The sequence below is a fragment of the Mycobacterium sp. pR1184 genome (assembly GCF_041287235.1).
Taxonomy (GTDB): domain Bacteria; phylum Actinomycetota; class Actinomycetes; order Mycobacteriales; family Mycobacteriaceae; genus Mycobacterium.
This window is the reverse complement of record NZ_JBGGKR010000001.1, coordinates 1-15,063: the sequence shown is the minus strand read 5'-3', so window position 1 is coordinate 15,063 and position 15,063 is coordinate 1. Positions and strand designations below refer to the sequence as shown.

Sequence of the window (15,063 nt, the reverse complement as noted above, 5' to 3'; positions counted from 1 at the left end):
AGCCGCCATAGCCTTGGTCGTAGCCATAGCCGTCATAACCCGGGGCAAAGCCGTACTGGTCGGTCAGCACCTGCTGCAACCCACCGATCGGGTCGCCCGCGCCCAGGGGCACACCAGGGAGCGCGCTGGCCACTGCGGAGGAGAACTCCTCCGGAGCCACGTTGACCAAGCCTGCGTCGGTCATGGCCTGCCCGGGGCCCGCGACGAAAGCGCGGGCCGCGTCCGGGTTGCCAAACAAACCCATGATGTATTGGATCAGCCGGTCCATGATTCATTCCCCTTCAATCCCCTGCGCCGGATCGACCGGCGTTCTGCAATACACGCTATGGATTCCGCCCCTCCTAGGAATCGGGGACGGATCCCCCAGCCGATCGGTGCCTCACCGGGATCCGTGGGGGCTGTCTGTTAGGGGATTAGGGGATATGTGCCATAACCCCGACGCAGCCCGAAGACGCCCCTAGTAAACAGTGTTAGCGCAGCTCAGGACTGCAACGAATCGACCGCGGCGGCCGGAGAATCAGCCGTGCAGGCCGAAGTCGTGGTGCTCGGGGTCGCCGGGATGCGGGTGGGTGACCTGGTGATCCCACAGGCTCACGTCATGCGCTGGGAATCCCCCGTGATCGACCGGGTTATCGGGTGTCTCTGAGCCAGTGAGCTGCACCGATGCCCCAGGAGAGTCAATGCCGAAGGGCCGCGGATCGACCGGCGCCTCAACGGGTGCGGGGGTCGACGGCGGATGGATCACGCTGCTTCCCGGGCCATGCGAATCGACGATCCCAGTGGGGGTGTGCGGCGTGAAGGCGTCCAGGGCGGCCGCGGCCGCGCCGCTTGCCCAGACGTTTCCGTGATCAGCGACGGGCACGCCTGAGGCGGGACCCGCGGGAGTGCCCATCGATAGCGAATCCGTCACCATTGGAATCAAGTTATTCACATCGGCGCTGGTCACATCGGTAAGATGGGCATCCGCGATGGACTGCGCGGGGTTGGCCGCATACCGGGCCGCAGCATCGGGATCGCGGACCAGCGAGATCACGAAATCGAGCAATGAGTTTGCCATCAGGCACACCTCCTCGCCGTTCGTTGCCCTTGCCGACGCCCGCCACAGGGACCGCCCAGTCAATTACCACGATGCTATCCGCCCCGCCGAGCGCTGTGATCGGTGCACAACCCACCAGGCGCCCGGCGGCATTAGGGGGTGGCACTTTAGGGGAAACACGGGGCTACGGGGATGGCTACCCGGATACGGGGGTTGCTGGGGCTATGGTGGAAAAACTGCTTCTGACCACCAGCGCAGCACCGATTAGGGGGACGCGACATGAGCGACTCCCCGACGCTCGAACAAGTCATCCGGGCCCTGCCCAACGCGTCGACGAGTCCGGTGAAGCTCATGATCAGCGGCGGCATCGGGACCGGCAAGACCACCGCCCTGGCCGCCGCCCGCGACGCGCTGCGGGGTGCCGGGCGGACCGTGCTCACCCGCCCGCCACAGGCCGGCGATCCGCCCGACGCCGCCTTGGTGATCGACGACGCCCATCTGCTGACCGAGCCCGAATTGCTCAGCCTCACCGAGTGCGCCGCCGACCCGCGGACCACGGCGGTGGTGGCCGCCGAGCCGCAGGAGCGCCTGCGGGACCTGACCGTGGTGATGCAACGGGATCGTCCGCCGATATCGCTGGGCCCCCTTCCCGTCGACGACGGCCTGCTGGCGTGCACCGGGGGGCTCCCGTTTCTGGTGCGCGCGGCGTCCGAGGGCACACACGCCCCGGCCCAGGCAGCAACCTTCGCGCTGATCACGCGATTACGTCGGCTCGACGAACCGGACCTGGACACGCTTCTCATCATGTCGCTGACCAAAGAGCTGGGTCCGGCCGATGTGGCTGCGGCACTGGGTATTTCAGCGACCGATGCGCGTCGGGTGGTCGATCGCGCCCGCGCCGGCGGGCTTGTCGAGCCCGCACACTCCCCCGAATTCCTCCAGCTGGTCCACGACGCGATCGCCCAGATCGTCGGCAATGCCCACCACCGCGAGGTCGAAACTGCACTGTTGCGTTCGCAATTGGACATGTCGACGGTTTCGCTGCCGTTCGCGTTGCGCCTCGCCGAACACGGACTCAAAGACGACCGGCTAGCGGCCATCCTGGCCACGCATGCCGCGGCGGTACGCGGCGTATCTGCCAGGGCCGCAAGGCTTTACCAAGCCGCCGTTAACGCCGGCGCCGAAGGGCTGACGTCTCGGGTCGCCGACGCGCTGGCCCTCAACGGAGATTGTGCCGCCGCGGCAGCACTGGCTGACGAGCTGCTGAGCTCGCCTGATTCCGCCGAACGCGCTGCAGCGGTTCGGATTTCGGCCAGCGTTGCAGCCCACGAGGGCAACGCGAATCAAGCGGCGGAATTGTTCAGCTGGCTGGGCCCGCACCCGGACGCGGTGGTCGCCGCGGCCGCCGCGATCGCGCTCGCCTCGACCGGTGATCTGGTGACGGCGCGTGCAGCGCTGCGCCTCAAGGACGCCGGCCCGCCGACGATGGCCGCCCGTACCGCGCGCAGTCTGGCCGAGGGGTTACTGCTGACGATGGACCACCCGTATCCGGCCGCGATGGCGAAACTGGGTCAGGCCATCGCGACCGAACAGACTGTGACCGAAGTGATTCCGGACAGTCCGGCCGCACTGGTGACCCTGGCCGCGATCCACGGCGGCGACCCGGTCCGCGCCCGCAGCGTGATCGGCCGCGCCGTGCGCACCGACGGTGACCCGCTCTTTGCGCCTAGGCACACCTTGCTGTCCGGCTGGATCAAGATGCAGGACGGGCAGCTGCCGTCGGCCAGTGCGGACGTCGCGGCGGTCGGTTCGACCGGGTTACACCGGCGCGACGCATTGTGGGCAGCGGCCCTGCAGACGGCGATCGCGCGCCGCAGCGGTGACACCGGCGCACTTCAAAAGCATTGGTACGCAGGCATGGAGGTGCTGTCCGAGTACTCCATCGACCTGTTCGCGCTGCTGCCGTTGGGCGAGTTGTGGGTGAGTGCCGCCCGGATACGCCAGGTCGATCAGCTGCGCCACGCCCTAGATCAGGCGTTTACCCTGCTGGAGTCGCTGGGCAACCCGATCTTGTGGTCAATCCCACTGCATTGGGCCGGCGTGCACGCGGGAATCCTGTCCAACTCACCGGATTTGGTCGCCCCGCACGGGCAAGCCCTCGCTGCGTCGGCCGGATCCAGCATCCTGGCGCAGGCCCTGTCGGGTTCCGGCCGCACCTGGCTACGGGTCCTGGCCAACCAGGTCGACGCCGACGAGGTCACCGCGTCGGCCAGGGCGCTGTCGCATGTCGGGCTGACATCCGACGCGACCCGGCTGGCCGGGCAGGCCGCGCTGCAAACACCCGACGGCAGGGTGTCCGGCGCGATGCTGCAGCTGGCCCGCGATCTCAAGTTGGGCGCGGACCCGGGTGACGTCTCCACCGGGCTGACGCGCGACGAGCCCGACGGCGCGGCTTCGTCGCCCTCCCATCAACCCACCTCGGGATCGCCGCTGTCGCAGCGCGAACGCGAAGTCGCCGAGCTCCTGTTGCTGGGCATGCCCTACCGCGACATCGGCGCCCAACTCTTCATTTCGGCGAAGACCGTTGAGCACCACGTGGCCCGTATTCGCCGTCGGCTGGGCGCCGGCTCACGCTCGGAGATGTTGTCTATGTTACGTGCCATGCTGGCACCGGAAGGCTAAGCCGCAGGTCAAAGACTTTCGAGCGTCGCAGTTAGGGCAACCTTTCTCGCGTCGGGAGCAGCCCAGATGTCACTATGAGCTAGCAAAGATCGAACGAATTTTCGTTGAGCGACGATGCAATGGGGAGAGACCTTCGGTGACCACGCAGACGATCATCAGATTGGTGTTGGGGCTGGGCCTGACCGCGATCGTGGCGCTGTTCGCACTCAAACGCGTCTGGTGGCTGTATCGACTGATCATGTCCGGGCAGCCGGTGAGCGGCCGCACCGACAACGTCGGCACCCGCATCTGGACGCAGATCGCCGAGGTATTCGGTCAGCGCAAGCTGCTGAAGTGGTCGATCCCCGGCCTTGCGCACTTCTTCACCATGTGGGGCTTCTTCATCCTCATCACGGTGTACATCGAGGCCTACGGCACCCTGTTCCAACCCAACTTCCACATCCCGATCGTCGGCCGCTGGGATGCACTGGGTTTCTTGCAGGACTTCATCGCGCTCGCCGTGCTGGCCGGCATCATCACCTTCTCGATCATCCGATTGCGCAGTGAGCCAAAGGAACACGGCCGTTCGTCGCGGTTCTACGGCTCCCACACCGGCGGCGCTTGGCTGATCCTGTTCATGATCTCACTGGTCATCATCAGCTTCGCGATCTTCCGCGGCGCCTCGGTGGTCACCGGCAACTTCCCGTACGGCCGGGGTGCGTTCTTCTCGCACGCCATGGGCGCGCTCATGCAGCCACTGGGTGTGACCGCGAACGAATGGATCGAGACCTTCGCGCTGCTGGCTCACATCGCCGTGGCGCTGTTCTTCTTGATCATCGTGCTGCACTCCAAGCACCTGCACATCTTCCTCGCGCCGATCAACGTCACCTTCAAACGCCTGCCCGACGGCCTCGGCCCGCTGCTGCCGATGGAATCCGGCGGCAAGCCGATCAACTTCGAAGATCCAGGCGAGGACGACGTCTTCGGTCGCGGCAAGATCGAGGACTTCACCTGGAAGGCGAACCTCGACTTCGCCACCTGTACCGAGTGTGGGCGCTGCCAGTCGCAGTGCCCGGCCTGGAATACCGGAAAGCCGTTGTCGCCCAAGCTCGTCATCATGGACCTGCGCGATCACTGGATGGCCAAGGCGCCCTACATCCTGGGTGAGAAGACCGCCGAGCCGATGGAGGGTCTGGACCTCGAGACGGTCGAAGAAGAAGGCCACCACGTTCCGGAGTCCGGCTTCGGCCGCGTTCCCGGCCACGGACCCGAGCAGGTGGCACGCCCGCTGGTCGGCACGGCCGAGCAGGGCGGTGTGATCGATCCCGACGTGCTCTGGTCGTGCGTGTCCTGCGGCGCCTGCGTCGAACAGTGCCCGGTGGACATCGAGCACGTCGATCACATCATCGACATGCGCCGCTACCAGGTGATGATGGAGTCGGAGTTCCCGTCCGAGCTGTCGGTGCTGTTCAAGAATCTGGAGACCAAGGGCAACCCGTGGGGCCAGAATGCCGGTGACCGGACCAACTGGATCGACGAGGTCGACTTCGACGTCCCGGTCTACGGCGAAGACGTCGAGAGCTTCGACGGCTACGAGTACTTGTTCTGGGTGGGTTGCGCCGGCGCGTACGACGACAAAGCCAAGAAGACCACCAAGGCCGTCGCCGAGCTGCTGGCCATCGCCGGGGTGAAGTTCATGGTGCTGGGCACCGGGGAGTCCTGCAACGGTGACTCCGCGCGCCGGTCCGGCAACGAGTTCCTGTTCCAGCAGCTGGCCGCCCAGGCCGTCGAGACGCTGGACGGGGTCTTCGAGGGCGTGGAGACCGTCGACCGCAAGATCGTCGTCACCTGCCCGCACTGCTTCAACACCATCGGCAGGGAGTACCGCCAGTTGGGCGCCAACTACAGCGTGCTGCACCACACCCAGCTGCTGAACCGATTGGTGCGCGACAAGAAGCTGGTGCCGGTAACGCCTGTCTCGCAAGACATTACCTATCACGACCCGTGCTACCTGGGCCGCCACAACAAGGTGTACGAGGCGCCGCGCGAACTGATCGGCTTCGCCGGGGCGAACCTCACCGAGATGCCGCGCAACGCCGACCGCAGCTTCTGCTGCGGCGCCGGTGGTGCGCGTATGTGGATGGAAGAGCACATCGGCAAGCGCATCAACCACGAGCGCGTCGACGAAGCGCTGGCCACCAACGCCGCGACGATCGCGACCGGCTGCCCGTTCTGCCGCGTGATGGTCACCGACGGTGTCAACGACCGGCAGGAGGAGGCCGGCCGCAGCGGGGTCGAGGTGCTCGACGTGGCGCAGATCCTGCTCGGGTCACTCGAATACGACAAGGCCACGCTGCCGGAGAAGGGCACGGCCGCAAAGGAAGCAGAGGAGCGAGCCGCCAAGGCCGAGCCCAAGGCCGCTGCTCCCACCGCGACGGCACCGGCGCAGGAGGCGCCCGCGCAGGCCGAGGAGCCCGCGGCCGCCGAGCCCGAGCAGCCAGCCAAGGCCGCAGCGCCGGCGAAGGGGCTGGGTATCGCCGGCGGTGCCAAGCGCCCCGGCGCCAAGAAGTCCGCGGCCCCGGCAGCAGAAGCACCGGCTGCGGAAGCCAAGACGGAAGCCGCCCCCGCCAAGGGCCTGGGCATGGCCGCCGGCGCCCGAAAGCCGGGCGCCAAGAAGGCCGCCCCGGCCGCCGAAGCCTCGGCAGCAGAAGCACCTGCGACGGAGGAAAAGACCGAAGCCGCCGAGGCCAAGGCGCCCGCCGCTCCCGTCAAGGGCCTCGGCATGGCCGCCGGCGCCCGAAAGCCGGGCGCCAAGAAGGCCGCCCCGGCCGCCGCGGCCCCGGCGACCGAAGCCGAGCCGGAGAGCGCGCAAGCCGACGAACCCAAGGCCGCCGCCGCCGAACCCAAGGCGCCGGCCGCGCCCGTCAAGGGCCTGGGCATCGCCGCAGGGGCCAAGCGCCCGGGCGCCAAGAAGGCCGCGGCCCCCACCGCCGAAGCGAAGGCTGAGGCTCCCGCACCCGCCGAGCAAAAGGCCGAGGCCAAACCCGAGCCGAAGCCGGAGCCGTCCGAGGACACCAACGGTGAGGCGGCGCCCCCGGCGGCCCCTGTTAAGGGGCTCGGGATCGCACGCGGGGCCCGTCCCCCGGGGAAGCGCTGATCACAGATTGGCCTCTATCAGCAAAAATCGGTGGACGCCGATGGCACCATTGGTGACGTGACCACTCACCAGGTGCCCGTGCACAGCCCCGGCCACCACCGGCAGCGGATCTTCGCGCAGTCGTCGAAGCTTCAGGACGTTCTGTACGAAATCCGCGGCCCGGTGCACCAGCATGCTGCGCGTCTGGAGGCCGAGGGCCACCGCATCCTCAAGCTCAACATCGGCAACCCGGCACCGTTCGGCTTCGACGCACCCGATGTGATCATGCGCGACATGATCCAGGCGCTGCCCTACGCGCAGGGCTACTCGGATTCGCAGGGCATCCTGCCGGCCCGGCGCGCGGTGGTCACCCGCTACGAGCTGGTCGACGGTTTCCCGCGCTTCGACGTCGACGACGTCTTCCTGGGCAACGGGTGCTCCGAGCTGATCACGATGACCCTGCAGGCTCTGCTCGACAACGGCGATCAGGTGCTGATTCCCTCCCCCGACTACCCGTTGTGGACGGCGTCGACGTCGCTGGCCGGTGGCACGCCGGTGCACTACCTGTGTGACGAGACCCAGGGCTGGCAGCCCGACATCGCCGACATGGAGTCCAAGATCACCGAGCGCACTAAGGCGCTGGTCGTGATCAACCCGAACAACCCCACCGGCGCCGTGTACAGCCGCGAGATCCTCACCCAGATCGTCGCGTTGGCGCGTAAGCACCAACTGCTGCTGCTGGCCGACGAGATCTACGACAAGATCCTCTACGGCGACGCCAAGCACATCAGCCTGGCCACGCTGGCGCCGGACCTGCTGTGCCTGACCTTCAACGGCCTGTCGAAGGCCTACCGGGTTGCCGGGTACCGGGCCGGCTGGCTCGCGATCACCGGGCCCAAGGACCACGCCAGCAGCTTCATCGAGGGAATCAGCCTGCTGGCCAATATGCGGCTGTGCCCGAACGTGCCTGCCCAGCATGCGATCCAGGTCGCCCTCGGCGGCTACCAGAGCATCGACGATCTGGTGCTGCCCGGCGGCCGGCTGCTCGAGCAACGCGATGTCGCGTGGACCAAGCTCAACCAGATTCCCGGGGTGTCCTGTGTGAAGCCGGATGGCGCCCTGTACGCGTTTCCGCGGCTTGACCCCGAGGTCTACGACATCGAGGACGACGAACAGCTGGTCCTGGACCTGCTGCTGCAGGAGAAAATCCTGGTCGGTCAGGGCACCGGCTTCAACTGGCCGGCCCCGGATCACCTGCGCATCGTGACCCTGCCGTGGGCACGTGATCTGTCGGCGGCGATCGAACGGCTGGGCAACTTCCTGACCGCCTACCGGCAGTAGGCCGCCTCTACGGTGGAGCGGGTGACCCACTCGCACTCGCACAACCTGTCGTCAGGACCGTCCCCGCTGGGTCCGCTGCCCGCCAAAATCGTCGTCGGGCTGTTGGTGGCGATCGGCATCGCCGTGATTGCCGGTGCGGCGTTGTTGTGGCCGAGCCGCCAGCATGTCGCCATCCCGATGCCGTATCAGAGCGCCACCGGCGGGGCGGTGACCACCGAGCGCGCGCACGTGCTGTCCAGCGGGTTGGCCGACTGCGGCAGCCCGTCGGCCAGTCAGGTGCTCACCACGGCTCCGCAGCCGGGGACGCCGGGCGCGGGACGATGCGTAGAGACTTTGGTGGCAATCGATTCCGGGCCGAATGCCGGCGCGAAAACCCTGTTGGAATTCTCGCCCGGCCCCGGCCAGCCGCAATTCAAAGCCGACGACCACATCCGGGTGGTGCGGCAGGTCGACCCGCAAGGCGCTACCACGTACGCGTTCTACGACTTCGAGCGCGGCTGGTCGCTGGTGGGGCTGGCCCTGGCCTTCGCGTTGGTCATCGTCGCGGTCGCGCGCTGGCGCGGGTTGCTGGCGCTGGTCGGGATCGTGGTCGCGTTTCTGGTGCTGGTGGTCTTCTTACTGCCGGCGCTGCGCGACGGCGCCCCCGCGGTTCCGGTGGCCCTGGTGGCCTCGGCGGCGATCCTCTACGTGGTCATCTACCTCGCCCACGGTGTCAACCTGCGCACCAGTGCCGCGCTGCTGGGCACCTTGTCCGCGCTGCTGTTGGCAGCCGGATTATCCTGGGGCGCAATCGGATTAGCGCATTTGACCGGGCTGTCCGATGAACAGAACTCGGCGGTCAGCGCGTATCTGGGCAGTGTGTCGATCAGCGGGCTGCTGCTCGCCGGGTTCATCATCGGCTCGCTGGGTGTGCTCAACGATGTGACGGTCACACAGGCGTCCACCGTCTTCGAACTCGCCCATGTCGGCGGTGACACCTCGCGGCGGACGATTTTCCTGAGCGCGATTCGGGTGGGGCGCGATCACATCGCCAGCACCGTCTACACGCTGGTGCTGGCGTACGCCGGCAGCTCGCTGCCGCTGCTATTGCTCTTCAGCGTCGCGAATCGATCGCTGAGCGACGTGCTGATCAGCGAGAGTGTGGCCATCGAACTCGTGCGCTCCGCGGTGGGCGGAATCGCGCTCGCGCTGTCAGTGCCGTTGACCACGGCGATTGCCGCCGTGCTGGCCAAACCGGGCGAGCTCAGCCCCGCTCCATCATCTCCAGCAGGTAGCCGCCATAGCCGGACTTGAGCAACGTGCGAGCACGAGTGGCCAGCTCGTCGTCGGTGATCCAGCCCCGCCGCCACCCAACCTCTTCGGGCACACTGACTTTCAGACCCTGACGTCGTTCCAGGGTGCGCACGAAATCACTGGCATCGAGCAGCGAGTCGAAGGTTCCGGTATCCAGCCAGGCGGTGCCACGGGCCATCACCTCGACCGCGAGCCGGCCGCGGTTGAGGTAGATCCGGTTGACGTCGGTGATCTCGTACTCGCCTCGTGCCGACGGCTTCAAACCCTTGGCGATTTCGATGACGTCGTTGTCGTAGAAGTACAGCCCGGGCACCGCGTAATTCGACTTCGGCGTGGCCGGTTTCTCCTCCAGCGACAACGCCAGGCCGTCGGGACTGAATTCGACCACACCGTAGGCCGACGGGTTGGCCACCCAGTACGCGAAAATCGCTCCGCCTTCGATGGATTGGAAGCGGTCAAGGCTGGTGCCCAGTCCCGGGCCGTAGAAGATGTTGTCCCCCAACACCAATGCTACTGAGTCGTTGCCAATGTGCTTGTCGCCCAGGACAAAAGCCTGCGCCAGGCCATCAGGACTCTCCTGCTCGACATAACTGAGGTTGATGCCGAACTGCGAACCGTCACCCAGCAGTCGCTGAAAGCCGGCCGCGTCGTGCGGAGTGGTGATCACCAAAATGTCGCGGATGCCGGCCATCATCAAGGTGGACAACGGGTAGTAGACCATCGGCTTGTCGTAGACCGGCAGTAACTGCTTGCTGATGCCCATCGTGATCGGGTGCAGACGAGTGCCCGAACCGCCGGCCAAGATGATTCCGCGCATGTAGTGGCTCCTGAGTCCTAGGTGACGAGGTCGTCCGGCGTGAGTTCGGTGGCTGCCAGCGCCGACGCCAAGTCCTGATGACGGAACACCGAGGTGACATGGTCGTGGACAACGCGGAACGCCAACGCACCGGGAGCACCGCCCGTTTGTTCGGCGACCACGACGCCGTCGTGCACGTACATCTCGCCGAGTTCGGTGGTCGCCTGGTGGGAGGTGGCCCAGGTGCGTAGCGCCTCATGGCCCTGCGCTGCTCCGTGCGCGTCCCCAAGCTCGATGTCATCGCTGGATAGGGCGGCCAAGGTGTCGATGTCCGCGCTGGCGAGAGCGTCGTGCCAAGCCAGCACGGTGGCAATCTCCGATGTGGTCATGGACTAAAAATTACCGTGTACCACTTCTCAGCACGTCGTTTCCCCGACGTTGCTAAAGAGGCGTGCGCTGCAGCCAGGTTTGCCAGACGGCGTCGTCGCCGAACATCTCGATACCGGTGTCGGCGAGCCGAGTTCGGCGCGCCATCGCCAGCAACAGCTCGGTGGCACCGCCGCGTAACGCCGCACTGCCTTTGCCGTGCTCGTGTGACCAGACCACGCCGCCGTCCGAGACCGCGATCGTCCATTCGCCGGCTTCGCCCAGCCCCGGGTCGGTCGCGTGCAGGTGCAGTGTCTGGCCGTCCTCGAGCGGCAGTGGGGAGCCGTTGCTGCCGGCCTGGACGACGATGCGCTCGAGGAACTCCGTGATCCCGTCGGCCGCGACGGCAGGATCGAGGGTGAATTGACGCCGGAGCGCGATGGCCGCGTCGGCGCGATGTACCGACGTCTCGTGCAGTCGGCGTCGGATCCACCAATTCGCCGGGCGCTCACCGAGAAAGGTCCATACCGGCGTCTGGACGCCGGACAGTTCGACGGCGTCGAGCAGGCGTTGGGCTCCACCGTGCAACCAGGAGATCGCGTCGGCGGGATCCGGCGGCGGTTTACCGCCTTCGACGCTGCGCACGTCGAGCCGTTCGTCGAGTCGGTCCCGCACGATTTGCGCCGCCCAGCGGTCGCCGCGGCCGACGTGACGGAACAGCTGCTTGAGGCTCCACTCCGGGCAGGTCGGCACCGGGAGCGATTCGTCGACATCGCGGAAAAGCTCCGCAAAAGAGCGGTTTTCGTCGAGAAAGGCTGCCGCGTAGTCCACGCGATCAGGCTACTCGTCAAGGGTGCGATCTAGGGACGTCGCGCCCCGAGCCGGAACACCTTCCAGCCCGCCTGCGTCCAGCGCTCGACGTCCAGGCAGTTGCGGCCGTCGACGACGACGCGGGCCCGCACCCGGTCGGCGAGGTCGTTCGGGTCGAGGTCGGTGAATTCCTGCCACTCGGTCAACACCAGGACCGCGTCCGCGCCCTCGCAAGCCTCAGCCACCGACACCGCGTAGTTCAGCGTCGGGAACAGGCGGCACGCGTTCTCCAAAGCTTTCGGATCGTAGACGTTGACCGCGGCCCCGTTGAGCTGCAGCTGGCCGGCGACGTTGAGCGCCGGTGAATCCCGTACATCGTCGGACTCGGGCTTGAAAGCGGCTCCGAGCACGGCGATGTTGGCGCCCAGCAGCGAACCGCCGCACGCGGCGGTCGCCAGCTCGACCATCTTGGTGCGCCGGCGCATGTTGATGCTGTCGACCTCGCGCAGGAACGTCAGCGCCTGGTTGGCGCCCAGCTCTCCAGCGCGGGCCATGAAAGCCCGAATGTCCTTGGGCAGGCAGCCACCGCCGAAACCCAAGCCCGCGTTGAGGAATTTGCGCCCGATGCGGGAGTCATATCCGAGCGCGTCGGCGAGCAGCGTGACGTCCGCCCCCGCGGCCTCACACACCTCGGAGACGGCATTGATGAACGAAATCTTGGTTGCGAGAAAGGCATTGGCCGAAACCTTGACCAATTCCGCTGTCTGCAAATCGGTTACCAGGAAAGGCACACCGCTGTCGAGGATCGGTGCGTACAACTCGCGGACGACGATCTCTGAGCGCACCGAATCCTGCTGTATACCAAGCACAATGCGGTCCGGCTCTAGGGTGTCATGCACCGCGTGTCCCTCACGCAGGAACTCCGGGTTCCACGCGATTTCGACGTCGACGCCTGCGGGCGCCAGCGCAGCGGCGCGCTCGCCGAGCTCGGCCGCAGTGCCCACTGGCACAGTCGATTTGCCGACCAGCACGGCCGGCCTGGTCAGCCGGGGTACGAGATTGTCGATGACGGCGTTGACGTGGCTCAGGTCGGCGCCGTACTCACCCTTCTTTTGCGGCGTGCCGACGCCGAGAAAGTGCACGTCGGCGAAATCGGCCGCCAAGTCGTAGTCGGTGGTGAATTGCAATCTGCCGGCAGCCAGGTTGTCGGTCAACAACTCTCGGAGACCGGGCTCGTAGAAGGGAATGTCACCCGCGGCGAGCTTGGCGACTTTACCTGGGTCGATATCGACCCCGACGACCTCGTGTCCCAGCACAGCCATGCCGACTGCGTGCGTGGCACCCAGATATCCAGTGCCGAAGACGGTGCATCGCATACCACCGTGTGTAGGGGGCCGCGATGAGCTAACTGCATCGCTCCGTTAAGCGGGAGGCAAACGGGAGGTGACAGCTGGCTCTCGGAGACCTAATGGCGGCCAAACCCGCCGTGTCCGCCGCCGAAACCGCCGTGACCGCCCCCACCGCCGAAGCCCGGGAAGCCGCCACCGCCACCGTGACCGCCACCACCTGGGAAGCCGCCACCACCGGGGAACCCACCACCAGGGTGACCGCCGCCGCCGGGGAAGCCGCCTCCCTCATGGCCCGGATTACCGGGGAACCCGCCACCACCGCGGCCGGGGCTATTCGGGAAGCCGCCACCGCCGGGCCCGATCGGCACGCCAGGCACTCCGATGACCGGGGGTATCGGCAGCGGGATCGGGACTGGAATCGGCGCCACGGGCGCGGGCGCCGGAGCCACTGGCACCGGGACCGGCGCGGGCGCGTCGGGTACTGGCGCAGGCGCGTCCGGGACCTGGACCGGAACCGGCGCCTCGGGTATCGGAGCCGGGGCGGGCGCCTGGGGGACGGGCGCCGCAACGGGTGCCGGAGCCGGAATCGGGGCCGCCTCAGGCACGGGAGCCGGCGCGGGGGCGGCGGGCGGCGGAGCTGGAGCCGCCGGCGCCGGTGTGGCTGGGGCGACGATGTTGTGGCTGGGAACCGGCTTCACGCCGGCGGTCGGCCGGATCGCGATCGCCAGCGAAACGACCAACGCCGCCACGCCGACGATGAAGATCGCCGCCACCACACTGCCCACCAGACCGAAAGACCTACGTTCCTGGTAATCGGCGAGCGAGGTGGCGGCGGTGTGCTCGCCCGTAAAGGGGTCGACGTACTCCTCAGGAACCGCGCTGTATGCCAGGGCGCCCTCTTCGGAGGCCGGGGCGTTGAAATACCCGGGGGCAATCGCGAAGGGGTCGATCGCACCGGTGCCGGGGTCCTGGGCGTAGGCCTGTGCGGCGGTGGACGACGCGAACAGCGGAGCGTGCGCCGACGCCAGGGCGGCGCCGCGAGCCAGCGCCGTCTCAGGCTCCTCGGGCATTGCCAGCGGGAGCGTGGTCGCGGCCTCCAGGGCCGGCTTGATCAGCGGAACATCGACGCCGGAGCCGACGACGAACACCGCGCCCGGGCGGGTGTCCAGCGTCTCGGCCTCCGAGACCATCGTGGCCAGCTGGGCCACCGCGGCGTCATCGTCTTCGGGCAGGGGCTGGCGATGCACATCGGCAATGGAGCCGTCGGCGGTATCGACGAGCGCCAAGGTGGCGGTGTCGGGTTCGATGAACAGCAGCGCGGTCTGCGCGTAATTGGTTTCGTTGCCGACCGCCTGCGCCAATGCGGCCGCGGCCAGGAACGCCGAGACCAACATCACATTCTCGACCTTGTGCGCAGCGAGTGCGTCGCGCAGGGCGGCGGCCTCGATGGGGTCGGTCCAGGTGACGCCGGTCGACGTCAGCTGGTAGCCGCCCTGGGCGGCACCCTCCTGGGTCCCCAGGATCGCCGAAACCACCTGATCAGCAGCGCTGGTCGTTGCCGCGTCGTCGTCGGACGCGACATCGAAATTGTCTTCATCGACGGTGGCGCCATCGCCATTTTCGCCTTCGACCAGAACCATCCGGACTGCCGTCGGCGCCATCGACACCCCAAGTACGGTGTCCAATGCCCCTCCATTGTCGTTTGCTAGACAGTGCTTTGGAGGACGTCGTGATCGCAGACTCCGGCTGCCTCGAGACGACGTGATTCCCCACCCTGTATTCCCCTAGCGACCCGATTTTACGCGCCTTCAAGCTCGGTCGCGTGGGACGAGATGGCTAGTGATGGCCGCCGCCACCGCCACCACCGCCGCTATGACCGCCGCCTCCGCCGCCGCCGAAGCCGCCTCCTGCGTGGCCGCCGCCTCCGCCAAGTCCGCCGCCGCCGCCGAAGCCGCCTCCTGCGTGGCCGCCGCCTCCGCCAAGTCCGCCGCCGCCAATCGGGCCGCCACCGACGGGGCCGCCACCAATGGGACCGCCACCACCGTGGCCGCCCCCACCAAACGGACCACCACCAGACGGACCACCAACCGGGCCACCACCGACGGGTCCGCCACCAATGGGACCGCCACCACCGTGGCCACCCCCACCAAACGGACCACCACCAGACGGACCACCACCGACGGGTCCGCCACCAATGGGACCGCCACCACCGTGGCCGCCACCGAACGGACCACCACCAGACGGACCACCACCAACCGGGCCGCCACCGACGGGT

General features: G+C 67.4%; 11 protein-coding genes and 1 pseudogene. 4 read left to right on the top strand and 8 right to left on the bottom strand.

Annotated elements, in window-relative coordinates; genetic code table 11:
- Positions 1-127: 127 nt before the first annotated feature.
- A pseudogene (locus ACAG21_RS00060) lies at positions 128-268 on the bottom strand (IniB N-terminal domain-containing protein); the annotation flags it as partial.
- Positions 269-517: 249 nt separating this feature from the next.
- A complete protein-coding gene (locus ACAG21_RS00055; RefSeq protein ID WP_370494029.1) occupies positions 518-1,057 on the bottom strand; it encodes an Rv0340 family IniB-related protein in 540 nt (179 codons plus the stop codon).
- 258 nt (positions 1,058-1,315) lie between these two features.
- Between ACAG21_RS00055 and iniR the strand changes: the two genes are divergently transcribed.
- The 4 genes from iniR (at position 1,316) to ACAG21_RS00035 (ending at position 9,467) form a co-directional block, all read left to right on the top strand.
- Positions 1,316-3,718, top strand: coding sequence for an isoniazid response ATPase/transcriptional regulator IniR (iniR, locus tag ACAG21_RS00050; RefSeq protein WP_370494028.1), 2,403 nt, complete (start codon positions 1,316-1,318; stop codon positions 3,716-3,718).
- 136 nt (positions 3,719-3,854) lie between these two features.
- Entirely contained in the window at positions 3,855-6,854 is a 3,000-nt protein-coding gene (locus ACAG21_RS00045) for a heterodisulfide reductase-related iron-sulfur binding cluster (protein ID WP_370494027.1), read from the top strand.
- A gap of 30 nt (positions 6,855-6,884) precedes the next feature.
- On the top strand, positions 6,885-8,174 hold the full coding sequence (locus ACAG21_RS00040; RefSeq protein WP_096284144.1) for a pyridoxal phosphate-dependent aminotransferase: 1,290 nt from the start codon (positions 6,885-6,887) through the stop codon (positions 8,172-8,174).
- 21 nt (positions 8,175-8,195) lie between these two features.
- Positions 8,196-9,467, top strand: coding sequence for a YibE/F family protein (locus ACAG21_RS00035; protein WP_370494025.1), 1,272 nt, complete (start codon positions 8,196-8,198; stop codon positions 9,465-9,467).
- Here ACAG21_RS00035 and rfbA read toward each other — a convergent pair.
- From rfbA to ACAG21_RS00005, 6 genes are all read right to left on the bottom strand, one after another.
- The gene (rfbA, locus tag ACAG21_RS00030; protein ID WP_370494024.1) at positions 9,418-10,284 is read right to left on the bottom strand and encodes a glucose-1-phosphate thymidylyltransferase RfbA; all 867 of its coding nucleotides are present in this window, start codon (positions 10,282-10,284) and stop codon (positions 9,418-9,420) included. The two genes, ACAG21_RS00035 and rfbA, sit on opposite strands and share 50 nt — an antisense overlap.
- Positions 10,285-10,301: 17 nt before the next feature.
- Positions 10,302-10,652 (bottom strand): nuclear transport factor 2 family protein, encoded by a 351-nt coding sequence (locus tag ACAG21_RS00025; RefSeq protein ID WP_370494023.1) that lies wholly within the window; start codon positions 10,650-10,652, stop codon positions 10,302-10,304.
- Positions 10,653-10,704: 52 nt separating this feature from the next.
- Positions 10,705-11,460: a maleylpyruvate isomerase family mycothiol-dependent enzyme gene (locus ACAG21_RS00020; protein WP_370494022.1), complete on the bottom strand. Its 756-nt coding sequence runs from the start codon at positions 11,458-11,460 to the stop codon at positions 10,705-10,707.
- A gap of 29 nt (positions 11,461-11,489) precedes the next feature.
- Entirely contained in the window at positions 11,490-12,815 is a 1,326-nt protein-coding gene (locus tag ACAG21_RS00015) for a UDP-glucose/GDP-mannose dehydrogenase family protein (protein ID WP_370494021.1), read from the bottom strand.
- Positions 12,816-12,904: 89 nt separating this feature from the next.
- On the bottom strand, positions 12,905-14,428 hold the full coding sequence (locus ACAG21_RS00010) for a hypothetical protein (RefSeq protein ID WP_370494521.1): 1,524 nt from the start codon (positions 14,426-14,428) through the stop codon (positions 12,905-12,907).
- Positions 14,429-14,596: 168 nt separating this feature from the next.
- A partial coding sequence (locus tag ACAG21_RS00005; RefSeq protein WP_370494020.1) for a hypothetical protein occupies positions 14,597-15,063 on the bottom strand: 467 nt, incomplete at its 5' end.